This window comes from Brachyspira hampsonii 30446, from assembly GCF_000316195.1.
Taxonomy (GTDB): Bacteria; Spirochaetota; Brachyspiria; order Brachyspirales; family Brachyspiraceae; genus Brachyspira; species Brachyspira hampsonii_C.
On record NZ_JH994111.1, the window covers coordinates 1,262,398 to 1,279,097 of the forward strand.

Below are 16,700 nucleotides of genomic sequence, written 5' to 3' on the forward strand. Positions count from 1 at the left end.
AGTATAATAAATAAAAGTGAGCTGAAGCCAGCTAGTGAGTTTACTCGCTAGCCCTTTATAGTCTGAGGAGACAAATTAGTAATAAGAATAAAAAAGCGAGAACGAGCCTTGAAACTTTCGGCGAGTTTGAACAAGTATGCAAAATAACAAAAGTGAGCCGAAGCCAGCTAGTGAGTTTACTCGCTAGCTCTTTATAGGCTGAGGCGACAAATTAGCAATAATAATAAACAAAAGCGAGAACGAGCCTTCAAGCAAATTTATTTGCTTGAAACTTTCGGCAAGTTCGAGCATAGCAACAAAGGAAAGAATTATGCCAGAAATAAATCACAAAAATCATCAACATTATATAAATAAACCTCCTTTCTATGGAAGAAAAGTTTTTGAGTTTAATAAGGATATAGAAAAAGAAGCCTTTGATATGATTAATAAAATAAGGCTTTTTAGAGTTGGTTTCGGATATTCTGCTAGAAATCAGGATATGGAAAAATATAATGAGATGATTAAAACAAAAGTAGAACCTAAATACGAAGAGATGAAAAATAATATCATAGAAAATAATTTAATCGAACCTGTAATGATTTACGGATTTTATAAGACGATTACGGAAAATGATAAACTTTATATATATGATGTTGATGATGAAACTAATCAATTAAAAGATGAAAAAATAGAAATACCTTTAGAGCGTATGGAAAAAGAGCCGTATAACTCTATAGTTGATTTCTTTGACAAAGAAGAAGATACTATAGGCTTTACTCTTGTAAGTCTTGGTACTAAATATCATGAATTTTTAAAAGGACTTTATGATAATGATGATTATAAAGACTATTATTTTTATAATGCAATAGGAACAAATATTATAGAGAATTATGTTGATATACTTCAAACTAACATGGATAATTTACTTAATTTAAAAAATAATGGTAAAAGAAAACATGTAGGCTGCAGGTACTCTTTCGGATATAAAGCATTAACTAATATGTACGGCAACAGGATAATATTTAATCAGTTAAAACCTGAAGAGTTTAATGTTACTCTAACAGATAGCTATATGATGGATCCTGAAATAAGCACCGCTGCTATAGTTTCATTTTGTGAGGATTCTTATTATTTTGCTAATTAATAGTTATTTAATTTTTAAATATTTTTAAGAAGCTCAACAACAAAATCATAATTATTCATACTCATTATATGCATTTTTTTATGTTTTTTAATCATGCTGTTAAATAGGTTAGCTGATAATTCTACTGCAACTTTTTTCTCTTCTTCAGGAGATTTATCACTAGCCTCTTTTAATTTATTAAGCCAGATTTCTGGTATATAAGCACCAGCAAGTTTATAATATATAAAATATGCAGTTTTGTAGCTAAGTACAGGAAAAAATCCTGGCACTAGTATAGGCTTTTCTTTTAGAGGAAGTTCATCTATCCATTTTAAGAAAAGTTCTAATCTTTCAGCTTCATATATAGGCTGAGTAAATATAGCTTTAACTCCTGAATTTGCTTTTTTAGCAAGTCTTAATTTCAATGTATCATTATTTTTAGCATAACTATTTATTACACAAAACGGATATATATGTTTCAATGGCTCTTTAAAAGCAAACTCTCCAAGACTTTTTCCTTTATTTAAATCTTTTATTATATTTATTAATAATTGAGAATTACCTTCAAATACCGCTTTTGCCTGTTTTTGATTGCCGTTAGCTATAGCATCTCCCGTAACTGCAAGTACCATTCTTATATCAAAATAATTTGCACCTATTAAATCATTTTGTATAGCTATAGAGTTTCTGTCTCTCATAGTTTGAGTTGTTATGAATGGTTTATTATTATTTAATCTTTGCTGTAATTGCAATGCTGCTAGTATTGAAGATATTTTTAAATTAGCAAATGGTGAATCTGTTACAACAAATGCATCTATATAATTTGATATGTCTGCCTTATTTATTTTTTCTTCTATGTACCCTAAATCATATTTTGCCTGAGGTGATATTTCTAATGTGAATGTGTATTCATCTTTGTTTTCTAGCTTTTTTATAAAGTTTTCTACATTATTACTCATCATATATATCCTAAATATTATGTTAATATCCTACTAGAAAAACAAAAAAAGTCAAATAAAAAAATCATATTGAAATAATATAAAAAAGTTATATATTATTAAAAATTATAATTTTTAGGACATATTATGAATGCATGTGATGATGAGGCATCAAAAGAATCTGAAAGACAAAACAAAAAATTTAAAGAATTAACAGAATCAAAAATTGAATTTTTAGTTATAAAAATGGGTATACCTACAATTATGAGTATGCTTACAACATCATTTTATAATATGGCAGATACTTTTTTCGTGAGTAAGGTTAACACTCAGTCAACTGCAGCTGTCGGAATAGTATTTTCAATGATGGCAATAATACAGGCTATAGGATTTTTTTTCGGACATGGTTCAGGCAATTATATATCTATAAAATTAGGTGCTAAAGAAACAGATGAGGCTTCAAAGATGGCGGCAACAGGCTTTTTATCTGCTATGATAGTAGGGTTTATGATACTAATATTTGGCATAATATTTATTAAGCCTTTAGCATATTTATTAGGATCTACAGAAACTATACTTCCATATTCTATAAGCTATATGAAATATATTCTTATAGGTGCTCCTTATATGACAGCCTCTTTAGTTCTTAATAATCAATTAAGACTTCAGGGTAATGCTTTGTTTGCTATGATAGGTTTGATAACAGGTGCGATTTTAAATATAATATTAGATCCTATTTTAATATTTCATTTTTCTATGGGGGTAAAAGGTGCAGCTATTGGTACTATAATAAGTCAGTTTGTGGGTTTCTGTATACTTTTAATAGGTACTAATGTATGGGGTACTTTGCCTATAAAATTAAAAGATTTCTCCCCTAGCCTTCAAAAATATAAGGCGATTATAGTAGGCGGACTTCCAAGCCTTTGCAGACAGAGTATATCAAGTTTTTCAACTGCATTTTTAAATACATCAGCTTCAGCCTTTGGAGATGCTGCCATTGCTGCTATGTCTATAGTTAATAGGATTGCTATGTTTGCTAATTCTGCTATTATAGGTTTTGGTCAGGGGTTTCAGCCTGTATGCGGATTTAATTATGGAGCTAAAAAATATGACAGAGTTATAAAGGCTTTTTATTTCTGTGTAAAAATATCAACTCTTGTTCTTTTTGTACTTGCATTTATAATATTTATTAATTCAGCACAAATTGTACATTTATTTAATGATAAAGATGATGTATTACTTGAAACAGCATACAGAGCACTTCGTTATCAGGCGTTTAGTCTTCCTTTATGGGGATTTATAACATTATCTAGTATGATGCTTCAAACAACTAGAAAAACTATAAGAGCTTCTATATTGGCTGTAGCTAAGCAGGGAATATTTTTTATACCTATTATCTATATATTTCCTAAATTTTTTGGCTTAATCGGAATAGAAATAGCTCAGCCATTTTCCGATTTACTTACATTCATATTGGCAATACCTCTTGGATACAGTATAATAAGAGAAATGAAATATGAATTACAAAGTGAAAAAAGTTTATAGTTTATAATAAAAAAAATAAAAAAAAGGTAAAAATCAAAGTATTTGATATGTAAAAATGAAAAATTTTAAAAAAAATATGATTTTAAAGTGTGATAATTTTATACAAAAAAGAGGAATTACATAATAATAAATTATTATGTATAGAAATATTATTTAATTATTAATAAAAAAATATATTTTATGTATTGCAAAAAAATATAAAATATATTATATTAGTTATTGTTCTTTGACAGTTTTATGTAACTTACATATTAATGTGAAAAGAATATAAAGGCTCAAAAAAGCCAGTCTCGATACCCTACTCGCGCTGTGCGTACCTTCGGTAATATAGGAAAGCGGGATTTATATCGCTATACAAGAATAAATTTAAAGGTCTCGATACCCTACTACGCTCTGCGTACCTTCGGTAATGTAGGAAAGCGGGATTTCTTTCATTATGGTATATACTAGATAAAGTCTCGATACCCTACTCAATGTAGGAAAGCGGGATTCATCAAAAGAACAACCTATTGTTTTTCTGTCTCGATACCCTACTCAAGACTTTGTCTTGGCTGTAAAAAAATCGAGCCGCTGATAACTTCAGTTGTCAGCACCTTAAAGCGAGATTTTTTTATTAGCGATATAGGAAAGCGGGATTTCTTTTGTTATTTTTGATATATGGCTGTATAATGCTTACTTTATATTCAATAAAAAATTATATTCAAAAAATATTTATGTATGTAACATAAAACTTCAATGAAAAATAATTTCAATAATATTCATCATACTTTGTATAAATATAAAATATAACTTCATTTAACATAATATATTTATTAAATTAATACTTGCAGTTTTCTATTATAGGTATATAATGGAGAACATGGAAATAAAAGATTCTACAAGAAGTGCTTTAGTTAGAAAAGGTAATGAGCTTTTTAATCAGAAAGATATAGAAGGTGCTTACAGATGTTATCTTACAGCTTCTTATTATGGAGGCATAGAAAAAGTCGCTGATTATTATAATTTTGAGAAAAAAAATATAATAAAGGCTATGCAGCTTTATAAATTCATCATGAAAGAAGACTCTAATCTTGGAGGAAATGTAAGAGCTAAACAGAAGTTAGATAAATTGGCAGAATCTGTGGCTAAAGTGCTTAGAAAATGGCTGAAAGAAGATGAAACTTTCAATTCTTCTAATAAAAAAAATGATAAATTAGAATTAGATAGTAAAAATGCAGCTCTTGCAAATAATTATAAAAAAAATACTTTAGAAGATATTTTAAAAGCAAAAGAAAATATAGATTCTAAAAGTAATAATCCGCAAGTTAATAATAAAACTGTAAATTCCGATTTCTACTCTAAAAGTGCCAATATAAAAAAACCTGTATTTGAACAAATATATACAAATAAACAAAATAAAAAATAAATATTATAATTAGGAGTTACCTATGGAAAAAAATGTGGTTGAAATTGAGAATGCTCTTGCTTCATTATCATCTAAGTTTTCAAAAAATGACACATTGGTGATAATCTTAGCTGCTGGTCATGGTAAAAGAATAAGAAGCTCTACCTCTAAGATGCTTCATACTATATGGGGAATTCCTAGTATAGAAAGAGTTAGACTTGCTGTAAAAAATGGTATGCCTAAGAGTAATATCACAATAGTTGTTGGAATAAAAGCTCTTGATGTTGCTAATGCTGTTGGAAAGCAGGCTAATACAAATTTTGCTTATCAGGAAGAGCAAAGAGGTACAGGACATGCTGTAAAAGTTGGACTTGATAAGAGTGATTTAAAAAATATAAAATACTGTTATGTTATATATGCTGATATGGGACTTATTGACTCTGAAACTATGAAGGAATTCCATGAAGAATTTTTGAAATCTAAAACTGATATGATAGTTATGACTGCCAAGTATGACGGACCTAAGGGAAGCAACTATTATGGAAGAATACTTAGAAGCAGAGGTCTTACATACGATGGTAAAAAAAGTAAATACAGACAAGGTTCTCAAGGCAATGTTATAGGAGTTATTGAATATAAAGATATACTTGCGATGAGTGATGATGAAAAGCTTTATAAAGTTTATAAAGATGAAAAATTCTCTTATGAGAAAGATGAACTATTAGATAATTTTAATGAATATGTTGCCGGCATTTACGGATTTAAAATGAAGCCTTTAGAAGAGCTTATACAAAAATTAGAATCTAATAATGCACAAAATGAATTATATCTTACCGATTTAATAGAGATTTTTGTAAATAATAATTTGTCTATATCTACCTATATGCCTAAAGACAGCAGAGTCGTTTTAGGATTTAATGATAAAACTGTTCTTAAAGAGATGGAATCAATAGCCAGATCTAATGTTTATAATAAACTTAAAAATATAATCACTATATATGACGGAGAGGACTTTTTTATAGATGATACGGTAGTAGAACAGATACTTGAGAGAGATAAAGATGAAAAACCTTTAGATATATATATAGGAAAAGGTGCTTATATAGGAAAGAATGTTACACTTAATTATGGGGTTACTATATCACATGGTGCTAAAATAGAGGGAAATGTTCATTTAGGTGAAAATGCATACATTGGAGATAATGTTCTTTTATCATGTTTGGAAAATCAGAGACTTATATTAGATGATAATGTTAAAATATATTCAGGCAATCAGATTAAGGGTAATGTATATATTGGAAAGAATACCACATTGGAGAGAGGGGTTAATGTTACAGGAAGCGATAATCACCCTGTGAATATAGGCTCTAATGTTCTTATTAAAGGTGTTAGTTATCTTTACGGTTCTATTGTTGATGATAATGCATATATAGAACATTGTATATTCTATTATTCTCATATAAAAGCATTACTTGACGATAAAGGAAATGTTATAAAATGCAGATTTATAAGACCTAAAGAAGAAGGAATTGAAGCTGTAAGTAAAATAGAAGATGTTAAAAAATCTAAAAAGAAATAGTGCATTTATTGTATTAATTATTTTTATAATATTATTTACAAGTTTAAATGCACAATATCAAAAAGAAATAAAAAAAGATGCTCCTCCTCTTACAGAGCATTATGTAAGAATGAGCGGTTTTGAATCTTTATATACTTGGTCTGTAGCATCTTTAAGGGAAGAACCTTATATCAGCGAATTATTTATAGATGGACATAACAATGTGCATTTTGCATATTATGATAATATTCTAAATACAGCGGTATATGTTACAGGAAAAGACGGTAATTTTACAAGAACTATATTAGATAATAATAGAGAACTTGGTAATTTTATAAGTATAGCATTAAACAATAGAAATGTACATGTATCATATAATAAAGCAAATAAAATATTATATGCTAATAATAATTCCGGCACTTTCAATAATTATACTATGGATATAAGACAAAATAGAAAGATCAATGATTTAAAACTAGTCATGTCGGCATTCAATTATCCTACATTATTTTTTGTAGATAATAGAGGTATATTATCTGTATCTAGGTTTTATAGAGATAATTTCTTTTCGGATTTTATTTATACTAACAAAATAGTAGATAGTGTTTATCCTGTTGCTGAAAAAGACGGATATGCTCTTTATATGCATGAATATGAGACAGGTAATATATTATATGGTTCTAGGAAAACTAATACAGCTTTTCAATTTTTTGATGATATGGCAATAGTAACTAATTCTAGTATTTATTCTGTTTCTCATGAAGAGCATAATAGATTTAATATAGTTTATCTTACAAAAGATAATCCTAATACTATTAATTATACCAGATTTTATGACGGAGTATTTACTAATGGAATAATAGTTTCTGAAGATGAAAATATAATTTCATTAGATTCCACATTGGATTATGCTTCACAAATAATGGTTTTATACACAAAAGAGAATAGAAATAAATACTTATTTATAGATAATAGAGTGATAGATTTATCAGTTTTAGGAACAAGTATAGGTAATATAAGATTGAAGTCAGCACAATATCCATATTTTTATATATTATATTATAATGATATATTTAATGAACTTAGAATTACAAAGATTAATATAAGTGATATTGAAAAATTAAAATAAACCGATAATTGATTTAACATTTTTATATTATAAATGTTATAAAAATAAGTATATATTAGGATTTTTTATGAGTGATGAACAACCAAAAGTATCGTTTATAGAGAAAAACCCAAGAACATGTCCTGTATGTAATGGAGAATTTTATCATGAAATGCTTCTTACAGGCGGAGGAAGACTTATTGCCGGCAAATTAAGGAATGACTTAAGAAGAACTTATGAAAAAAGTAAAAAATATGGTACAGTTTATCCTTTAATATATGTTGTAGTAGTATGTCCGCATTGTTTATATGCTGCTTTTCAGGAAGATTTTAATTTAATAGATCATAAAAAAATAGATGAAGCTGCAGACACTTCAAGGCAAAGAGCTTCATATATGAAAGAATTTTTTGGAAATAGTATAGATTTTACAAAAAATAGAACACTTTTAGAAGGTGCCGCTAGTTATTTTTTAGCTTTAGACGGATATCGTTATATTGGAAAAGACAGTGCTCCTACTTTAAAAAAGGCTTTATGTTCTTTGAGATTAAGCTGGACTTTGGAAGATTTGGCAAACATATATCCTGATGAAAATTATGACAGACTTATTCCTTTCTTTCAATATAAAGCAAGCGAATTATATTCATCTGCAATAGAATGTATGCAAAATGGTAAGGAAAATTTTGAGAAAATAAAATCATTTGGTCCTGATATAGATAATAATTTCGGATATGAAGGTATGCTTTATATGGGAGCATTGCTTGGAATGGATGCTTCTAAATTTATACCAGATCCTAAAGTTAAAGCTGAAACTCTTGTACAGGCTAAGAGAAAAATAAGTAAGATATTCGGATCTGGAAAAAGCAGTAAGTCAAAACCTTCTGCTTTGCTTGAAAAAATAAAAGAGCTTCATGTCGCTATAACTGAAGAATTAAATCAAATTCATGAAGAATATGGCATAGATGTAAGTTAACATAATGAAGAAATTAAATGCTTATTTATTAAAAGAATTTCTATCTTTCTTTTTTGGTTCTTTGCTGCTGTTTGTCGTATTAGTTACAATAGCTGAATTAAGCGGTAAATTATCACATTATGTTCAGCACCCAGAGTTATTAAGATATATTATTATGTATCATGTACTAAGGATTCCTCATAATATATATTATATATTTCCAGTGGCATTAATGTTTTCATCTACTTATGTACTTGGTACTTTTGTAAAAAATAAAGAAATGCTTGCTATTGAAAATTCTGGAATAAGTTTATTTAAATTTTCTATGCCTGTATTTGTTATTGTAATAGGTCTATGTCTATTTTTAGTATTTTTTTGGCAGTTTGTAGCAGCTCCATCAAACAAAAAAGCTTTTATAGCAAATGATACTATAAATGGTTATGGACAAGCAACTAAAAGCGGTCCTTGGGAACTTTTCGGCGGAAATAATTATTTATATTTTATAGAAACTTATTTTTATAATGAACAATATATGAAAAATACTATTGTAATAAAATTGAATGATGACGGAGGCATTAGATTTAGAATATCAAGTCCTCATATACAATGGAATAATGGAGATAGAAAATGGTATGTTTTGGATGGTATATTAACCACATTCAGTGAAAATAAAGAAATAAAAGTAGAAAAAATAAATAATTATCCTTTAGAAGTTTTAGAAAGACCGGAACATTTTTATGGAAGACCTCTTTTAGATTCTATGAGTTTAACTGAAGAAGCTCGTATTATAAAATTACAAAAAGAAATTAATATGAATACTTCCAGATTAGAAACAGATTTGCATTATAGAATATCATATTGTTTTTCAGGCTTTATTATTGTTTTACTTGCTTCATTATTTTCTAAGTTTTCTACTCAAAGTGTACTAGTTATAAGTTTGGTAATGGTTATAATTGTTGCTTTAATGTATTATTCAATACTTATGGTATTTAGATCTATGGGGGAAGCTGGAAATATGAATCCTTTTATTGCAGCTTGGATGCCTAATATCATATTTGCTGTACTTTGTATATTGGCATTTAAGAAATTCCACTAATTCTATATTTCATTAAAAAATTAATTTAATTCTTTTTCCATAATTAAAGCATTAAATTTATTATCATAATATTTTTTTCTCAAAGCTATTTTTTTAAAACCATTTTTTATATAGAAGTTTTTAGCTATTATATTATTTTCATGTAAATCTAGTTTGATACTATTTACATTATTCGTCTTTGCATCATCAAATAGATATGATAATAATTTGCTGCCATATCCTTTATTATTTGGATAAACTGCTATAAATATTATATCTATTTCTGGTGCAAGCAAAAAATAAATTAAAAAACCTTTTATTTCATTATTATTTTTTATAATTATAACATTATGATATTTATCTTCTATATACTGTTTTAAATTATTTTCTGATAAGTTTATATATTCACTTTTTGAAGATATAAGGAGAATTGAATTAATTATATTATTATCAATATCATTTACAATTTCTATATTTTCCATATTAATAAAAAAAATAATGAATAAGAAAGTTTATAATAACTTCCCTATTCATTTATTCATAATTGAATTTCATTATAATTTACTGTTTATCTCATTGAATAATTCTTGTTTTTTTGTTTTTACATATTCAATTATTTCATCAACTTTAACTTCAATACTTTCTTGTGATTTTCTAAGTTTGAATTCAACTACACCTCTTTGAAGTGATTTTTTACCAACTATTATTCTCATAGGAATACCTATTAAATCGCAGTCATTAAGTTTAACTCCTAGTCTTTCTTTTCTGTCATCAAACATAGTTTCTATTTTAATATCATTAAGAGCATTATAAATTTCTTCTGCTTTTTTGAATGATTCTTCTCCCTCTTTATCTATAGCAACAACTATAGCCTCATAAGGAGCAACACTTATAGGAAATATTATCCCCTTATCATCATAATTTTGTTCAATAACAGAAGCCAAAGCCCTATTGACACCTATTCCGTAACATCCCATTATAGGAGTAATTTCTTTATTGTTTTCATCTAATACCTTAAAATTAAAGGCTTCAGTATATTTATCGCCTAGTTTAAAAATATGTCCTAATTCTAATCCTTTTTTCTGATATAAAGTCTCTCCGCACTCAGGACATTTATCACCCTCTTTTGCAGTTCTAAAATCACCCCATACATCAATATTAAAATCTCTTTGTATATTAACATTTTTTATATGAGTATCATCTTTATTACCTCCGACTATTGCATCAGATACTGATTTTATAGAATAGTCGGCAAATATTCTTATTTTCTTTTTTAATCCTATAGGAGAAGCAAAACCAACTCTAGCTCCTGTAACTTCTTTTACAGTATCTTCATCAGCAAGTTCTATATCAAGTCCCCCTAATGCATTAGAAAGTTTAGTTTCATTTATTTCTAAATCTCCTCTAATGGCAACTAGTATAATTTCTCCTTCTTCTGTTTTATAAATTATACTTTTTATAAAATTTTTTGAAGAAGTATTAAAAAACTTTTCCAAGTCATTTATAGTTTTTATATCTGGAGTATTTACTTCCTCTAATGGTTTATCAGTATAAAATTTAACTTTTTCATCTTCTTTTACATTAGCTTTTTCAACATTAGCCCTGTATCCGCATTTAGAACAGAAAATTATAGTTTCCTCACCTACTTCACTTAATACCATAAACTCTTCGCTTCCTTCTCCTCCCATAGCTCCGCTGTCTGCTTTTACACTTACTGTATCAAGTCCCATTCTTTTAAAAATTTTTGTGTATGCTTTGCTCATATCATTATAGGTTTTATCCAGACTTTCTTTAGTTATATGAAATGAATAAGCATCTTTCATTATAAACTCTTTAGATCTTATAACTCCGAATCTTGGTCTTATCTCATCTCTGAATTTTGTATGTATTTGATATAAAGTTAAAGGTAAATCCTTGTATGATTGTATTTCATTCTGTGCTGTTATAGTGAAAGCCTCTTCATGTGTAGGTCCCATAGCCATGTCAGCATTATTTCTATCTTTTAATCTGAATAATTCTTTTTTAAATCTTTCCCATCTTCCAGAAGGTGTTAATAATTCTTTAGAAACTAGTATCGGCATTATGCATTCATTAGAGCCTATAGCATCCATTTCTTCCCGTATTATATTAGATATCTTATTTAATACTCTCACTCCCAAAGGAAGATATGAATAAAGACCATTTGATATTTTTCTTGCAAGTGCTGCCCTTAACATTAATTTGTTTGAAGCTATTATTGCATCACTTGGTGCTTCTTTTAATGTAGGCATAAATAGTTTCGATAAACGCATAATATTTCCTTAAATAATTTTTTGATAATCATATATTATAAGATTAAAATTATCAACTATATAATAACTTAATAATATCATATAGTTATAAATATTGTACTTTCTAATAATTCTTATTTTGAAATAGAGTTAATCATCCAAGCCGTTTCTTTTCTTATTTCACTGTCCATATTTATAATATTATCTATTGTTGCTGGAACATTTATTTTTATTTCGCATACCTTTGATACTATATTAAATATATCAGTAAAACGAATTTTCTTTTGCAAAAATGAATATACACATACTTCATTAGCAGCATTTAAAACGCAAGGATAAAGTCCTCCTTTCTTTCCGCATTCATAAGCTAGTCTAAGCATTACAAATTTATCAAAGTCCATTTTATAAAAATTTATTTCTGAATGTTCATATAATCTTAATTTTTCAAAAGGAGTATTTCTAATTTCAGGATAAGTTAATGCATGCTGTATCGGAAGACGCATATCATTTTTACCAATTTGAGCATAAATTTCCCCGTCATTCATTTCTATCATAGAATGTATTAAACTTTGCGGGTGAATAATGGTTTCTATTTTATCATAATCCAAATTAAATAAATGATGTGCCTCTATCACTTCAAAGCCCTTATTTATCATAGTGGCACTGTCTATAGTTATTTTACTTCCCATAGCCCAAGTGGGGTGTTTTAAAGCCATTTCAACTGTTACATTTTTTAACTCTTCTTTTGGAGTTCTAAAGAAAGGACCGCCTGATGCTGTTATTATAACTTTTGAAAGAGATTCCTTAGGAAAATGCCTTAACATTTGAAATATTGCAGAATGCTCGCTGTCTATTGGTATTAATTTTGCATTATGCTCTTTCAATAATTGGTTTATTATATCTCCGCCTACAACTAATGTTTCTTTATTGGCTAATGCGATTGTTTTACCTTTTTTTATAGCCTCCACTGTAGGTAGAAATCCTGCATATCCGGTTAGAGCATTAACTAATATATCAAAATCAGTATGCTTTACAAAATCAGCAATAGTTCCTTCATGAATATTTATATTTTTTGCTAAGTCATAATCTTTAAAAATATTTTCTGCATTCTTATCAGCTATATTTACAGTTTTAGGCTTAAACTCTTCGCATAATGTTCTCAATATATCTATTTTACTGTTTGCAGACATTCCTACTATTTCAAAGTCATTATTAAACTCCCTCACAACTGAGCAAGTATTAGTACCAATAGAACCTGTGGCTCCTAACAAAAGAATTCTTTTTTTCATATTACTTCTAAATGCTCCCAAATATTTTTTTAATTAAAATATAATATATCAAAATCATAAATTAATAAATAGATATAAATTAAAAATATTGTTTTATGTATTTTTTTTAATAGCCGATAATATTTCGGAATAAGCATAACTAAACATAACTATTGAAATTTATCGTTATTTATATATAATACTTATTCAAATTAATTTAAAATTTTAAAAATAACGGATTTTTACTAAATGTCAAATAAGAAATTTAATTTAAAAATAGCTACATTAGCTTCATGGGTATTATTATTTTTTGCTTGGATTTTCTTTTATGCAGTAACTCAAAGACCTACTACAGTTTTTTGGATTGTACTTGCAATATCTGCTGTTATAACAATTATTACATTAATAGTAGATAGAAAACAAATAGTATCTTTTTTGAAGATGCGGTTTGTACATAAAGCTTTTTTCGGTATATTATCATTAATAATAATTCTTGCTATACTTGTAGGTCTATACATCATAAGTATAAATTTCCCTATAAGATTTGACTTGACACAAAATAAATCATATACAGTATCTCAGCAGACTACTGATGTATTATCTAGAATAGACAGTCCTCTTTCTATAGTTGTACTTAGAGCACCTAGTACTGATCCTACATCAGCAGATTGGAGAGCTGATTTATTATTAGAGCAATATAAAAGAATAAATAAACATATATCCGTAGAATATATTAACCCTATAGAAAAACCTTCTGCTAAAAGTAAATATCAAATGACTCAGGTTGGAGAAATAGTATTTACTTACGGACAAGGTAAACAAGTTAGGGTATATAGAAAAGATTTAACAACTCAGTCTAAAGTAACTTCAGATCCTCTATTTGTAGGAGAAGAAAAATTTACTCAGGCAATATATACTTTACTTGATACAGAATCTTATACAGTATACTTCACAGTAGGGCATGGAGAAAGACAAATACAAGACAGAGGCGGAGAAGGTTTGTCTTATGTAAAAACTTATTTAGAAAATGAAAATTATAAAGTAAAAGAATTGAATATTATACTTGAAAATATTCCTACAGATGCATCATTAATAGTAATAGCGGCACCGGTTGAAACATTCAGTGATTTTGAAATAGATAAATTAAATAATTATGTAAAAACAGGAGGAAAACTTCTTGTTTTATATGACAGCTTTATGGATAGAAGTAAATTTAATTGCAATTTGGGTACTTTCTTATCTGATTGGGGATTTAAAACTAAAAATGATTATATAATAGATACTGCTTCAAGTGTTGTTATACCTGTTAATATAGTACCTCAATATACTTCACACCCTATTACTCAAACATTAAAAGAAGGAAATGTATTTGCATGCTTAGTTGTTGCAAGAAGCATATTAAGCGGAGAAAATAAATATAACGGCAGCTTTGAAGATATAATTACAACTACACCTCAGGGATATGGAAAAGAAGAAGCTACTTTTGATTTATCAAGAGCAAGATTCAATCCTAGAACGGATATACAAGGTCCTGTGCCTTTGGCTATAAGCGGTACTTATGAAATAGAGGGCAGAAAAGAACCGGCAAGAATAGTTGTTTTCGGTGATGCTACATTTGCTTTGAATGCATATATTAATCCGGAACAAGGTCAGTCTGTGGACATAGCATTTGCTGGAAATAAAGATTTATTTATGAATACTGTTGCATATCTTTTGGAAGCCAGACAGAAAATTACTATAAGACCAAAAGAAGCAAGCATAAAAAATCTTACTCTTACTACTACTCAAACTAATTTTATAAGATATGTTGCTCAAATAGGTTTGCCTTGCTTATTTGGTATATTAGGCATATTAATATGGTTCCTAAGAAGAAGATAAAAAAATTATATACAATGAAAGTTAATATAATATGAACAAAATAAAAATATTATACAAAAAATATTCATATTATATTAACTATGCTTTATTAGTATTAATAAACGGTATTGCAAGTGTATTAAATTATGTATCTTCAATATATGTCAATAGAAGTTTATCAATATCGGATTTTGCTCATTATAATGGTATTACAAATATATATTCTATAATAGTTTTAACAGTTTCAAGCTTTAGTTATTATATAATGCATAATTATAAAGATGATGAAGATGCATATACTTATTGGGCTTACGGATACACTATTGCAATTATAATATCTGTTCTTTATATATTATCTATACCATTAATTAATATACTTTTTAATATAAATAGTTATAGCTCTCTTTTAATTATGTCTATTGCAATATTTGCTACTATACTATTTATAGTTTCTCAATCTATATTAAGAATTAATAATTATATAGGCTATGATTATACTGCAAATCTAATAGCAGCATTCATATCAAAAATAGTTTTACTAGTTTATTTCATCATAACAGGTCTTACTTTAGAAAAAGCAGTTATCACTGTAACAGCATTTGCTTTACTATATTTTATTATAAATATAATAGAATTAAAAAAACTTAATCTCCCCTACTTTACAATATTAAATAAAATAAAAACATATTTCTCAAAGCAAAAAATTTATATATTCTTTAGTTATATAATTCATATAGCTATAATAAATTTTATATTTAATTGGATATCATTAAGCGATGTGTTAATGGCTAATAGATATTTAGATAAAACAAGTGCAGGATACTACTCTACTATATCATTAATAATAAAAATGTTTTTTTATATAGGAACTCCAATAGCTTCAGTTATGTTTTCTTATATTTTAATAGCCAAAAAAGATAATAATAAAAACAAAGAAACAAAAATACTCTATTATTCTATTGCACTTTTTATATTTGCTTCTATTTGTCTGTCAGCGTTTTTAATTGTATTTGCAAAACAAATAGTATTAATACAATTTACAAACAGATATGAAGCTATTATTCCATTGATTCCTCAGGCAGTAATTTTTGGATTTTCTTTAGGCTTTACAGTCATTGCATTTAACTATGGGCTTGCTTATAAATTATTTACCCCATTTTACGGATACTTAATTATATTTGCTTATGTATATTTTTCATTAAGAAATGGGCTTAGAACTTTTGAAAATTTCATGTTAATAATGAAAATATTTTTTATAGCTTTGCTTATATACAATATTCTAATCATATTAATACATAGAATAATATTAGGAACTAATGAAAAATAAAAATAGTAATTAAAAAATATTATAAAGTTAGTTATAAAAATTATTTTTAGAATCTACCGCCTTTTTCATAAATCAACTTAGTTATTTTACTGTTATTTTTAGTTATTGCATAATAGACTTGTTTCAAAACTACTTGACAAGATTGTATATTAAATTTTTATAATTTATCAATTATAAAAATAATGTTTTACATGTTGTATAAAATATAGTCTTAGTATATAAATATGCAGTCTTTTTGCTTCTCGCCGCAGGCGGGCTGTGCCTGGGTCACCAAAAGAAGTGGGGGTGTGGGGGCTAGTCCCCACAAAATTATAAAAAA

13 protein-coding genes are annotated in these 16,700 nt (G+C 27.3%); 9 read left to right on the forward strand and 4 right to left on the reverse strand.

The genetic code is table 11. The features are described from left to right. The first annotated feature begins 310 nt into the window (after positions 1–310). Positions 311–1,123 carry a vitamin B12 dependent-methionine synthase activation domain-containing protein gene (locus tag A966_RS10205; RefSeq protein WP_008725246.1) on the forward strand — a complete coding sequence of 271 codons (813 nt, stop codon included), beginning with the start codon at positions 311–313 and terminating at the stop codon, positions 1,121–1,123. Between the two features lie 14 nt (positions 1,124–1,137). Here A966_RS10205 and A966_RS10210 read toward each other — a convergent pair whose 3' ends face one another. Further along, positions 1,138–2,061: a methylenetetrahydrofolate reductase gene (locus A966_RS10210; RefSeq protein WP_008725247.1), complete on the reverse strand. Its 924-nt coding sequence runs from the start codon at positions 2,059–2,061 to the stop codon at positions 1,138–1,140. A gap of 126 nt (positions 2,062–2,187) precedes the next feature. Here A966_RS10210 and A966_RS10215 point away from each other — a divergent pair, with 126 nt between their 5' ends. The 6 genes from A966_RS10215 (at position 2,188) to A966_RS10240 (ending at position 9,680) form a co-directional block, all read left to right on the forward strand. Beyond that, a complete protein-coding gene (locus A966_RS10215) occupies positions 2,188–3,585 on the forward strand; it encodes an MATE family efflux transporter (RefSeq protein ID WP_008725249.1) in 1,398 nt (465 codons plus the stop codon). A gap of 859 nt (positions 3,586–4,444) precedes the next feature. Then, positions 4,445–4,990: a hypothetical protein gene (locus tag A966_RS10220; RefSeq protein ID WP_008725250.1), complete on the forward strand. Its 546-nt coding sequence runs from the start codon at positions 4,445–4,447 to the stop codon at positions 4,988–4,990. A gap of 22 nt (positions 4,991–5,012) precedes the next feature. Next, positions 5,013–6,548 (forward strand): NTP transferase domain-containing protein, encoded by a 1,536-nt coding sequence (locus A966_RS10225; RefSeq protein ID WP_008725252.1) that lies wholly within the window; start codon positions 5,013–5,015, stop codon positions 6,546–6,548. Beyond that, complete coding sequence (locus A966_RS10230) at positions 6,523–7,656, forward strand: hypothetical protein (protein WP_008725254.1); 1,134 nt, start codon at positions 6,523–6,525, stop codon at positions 7,654–7,656. Before A966_RS10225 ends, A966_RS10230 begins: the two co-directional genes overlap by 26 nt. Before the next feature lie 67 nt (positions 7,657–7,723). Further along, entirely contained in the window at positions 7,724–8,605 is an 882-nt protein-coding gene (locus A966_RS10235) for a DUF2225 domain-containing protein (protein WP_008725256.1), read from the forward strand. Positions 8,606–8,609: 4 nt separating this feature from the next. Next, a complete protein-coding gene (locus tag A966_RS10240; RefSeq protein WP_008725257.1) occupies positions 8,610–9,680 on the forward strand; it encodes an LptF/LptG family permease in 1,071 nt (356 codons plus the stop codon). Between the two features lie 20 nt (positions 9,681–9,700). Here A966_RS10240 and A966_RS10245 read toward each other — a convergent pair whose 3' ends face one another. The 3 genes from A966_RS10245 to dxr all read right to left on the reverse strand — a co-directional run bounded on the left by A966_RS10245 (position 9,701) and on the right by dxr (position 13,218). Further along, entirely contained in the window at positions 9,701–10,141 is a 441-nt protein-coding gene (locus A966_RS10245) for a GNAT family N-acetyltransferase (protein ID WP_008725259.1), read from the reverse strand. Positions 10,142–10,213: 72 nt separating this feature from the next. Beyond that, positions 10,214–11,950, reverse strand: coding sequence for a proline--tRNA ligase (locus tag A966_RS10250; RefSeq protein ID WP_008725262.1), 1,737 nt, complete (start codon positions 11,948–11,950; stop codon positions 10,214–10,216). Between the two features lie 113 nt (positions 11,951–12,063). Beyond that, a complete protein-coding gene (gene dxr / locus A966_RS10255) occupies positions 12,064–13,218 on the reverse strand; it encodes a 1-deoxy-D-xylulose-5-phosphate reductoisomerase (protein WP_008725265.1) in 1,155 nt (384 codons plus the stop codon). 228 nt (positions 13,219–13,446) lie between these two features. Here dxr and A966_RS10260 point away from each other — a divergent pair, with 228 nt between their 5' ends. Both A966_RS10260 and A966_RS10265 read left to right on the forward strand, forming a co-directional pair. Continuing rightward, positions 13,447–15,075 carry a GldG family protein gene (locus tag A966_RS10260; protein ID WP_008725266.1) on the forward strand — a complete coding sequence of 543 codons (1,629 nt, stop codon included), beginning with the start codon at positions 13,447–13,449 and terminating at the stop codon, positions 15,073–15,075. A 31-nt stretch (positions 15,076–15,106) separates the two neighbouring features. Further along, a complete protein-coding gene (locus A966_RS10265; protein WP_008725267.1) occupies positions 15,107–16,381 on the forward strand; it encodes a lipopolysaccharide biosynthesis protein in 1,275 nt (424 codons plus the stop codon). Positions 16,382–16,700: the final 319 nt, after the last annotated feature.

Bases quoted from the DNA above. Each gene is read 5' to 3' on its own strand.
- A966_RS10205 (WP_008725246.1), top strand. From the start codon at position 311: ATGCCAGAAATAAATCACAAAAATCATCAACATTATATAAATAAACCT.
- A966_RS10240 (WP_008725257.1), top strand. From the start codon at position 8,610: ATGAAGAAATTAAATGCTTATTTATTAAAAGAATTTCTATCTTTCTTT.
- A966_RS10245 (WP_008725259.1), bottom strand. From the start codon at position 10,141: ATGGAAAATATAGAAATTGTAAATGATATTGATAATAATATAATTAAT.
- A966_RS10210 (WP_008725247.1), bottom strand. From the start codon at position 2,061: ATGAGTAATAATGTAGAAAACTTTATAAAAAAGCTAGAAAACAAAGAT.
- A966_RS10260 (WP_008725266.1), top strand. From the start codon at position 13,447: ATGTCAAATAAGAAATTTAATTTAAAAATAGCTACATTAGCTTCATGG.
- A966_RS10250 (WP_008725262.1), bottom strand. From the start codon at position 11,950: ATGCGTTTATCGAAACTATTTATGCCTACATTAAAAGAAGCACCAAGT.
- A966_RS10220 (WP_008725250.1), top strand. From the start codon at position 4,445: ATGGAAATAAAAGATTCTACAAGAAGTGCTTTAGTTAGAAAAGGTAAT.
- A966_RS10235 (WP_008725256.1), top strand. From the start codon at position 7,724: ATGAGTGATGAACAACCAAAAGTATCGTTTATAGAGAAAAACCCAAGA.
- A966_RS10225 (WP_008725252.1), top strand. From the start codon at position 5,013: ATGGAAAAAAATGTGGTTGAAATTGAGAATGCTCTTGCTTCATTATCA.
- A966_RS10230 (WP_008725254.1), top strand. From the start codon at position 6,523: ATGTTAAAAAATCTAAAAAGAAATAGTGCATTTATTGTATTAATTATT.
- dxr (WP_008725265.1), bottom strand. From the start codon at position 13,218: ATGAAAAAAAGAATTCTTTTGTTAGGAGCCACAGGTTCTATTGGTACT.
- A966_RS10215 (WP_008725249.1), top strand. From the start codon at position 2,188: ATGAATGCATGTGATGATGAGGCATCAAAAGAATCTGAAAGACAAAAC.
- A966_RS10265 (WP_008725267.1), top strand. From the start codon at position 15,107: ATGAACAAAATAAAAATATTATACAAAAAATATTCATATTATATTAAC.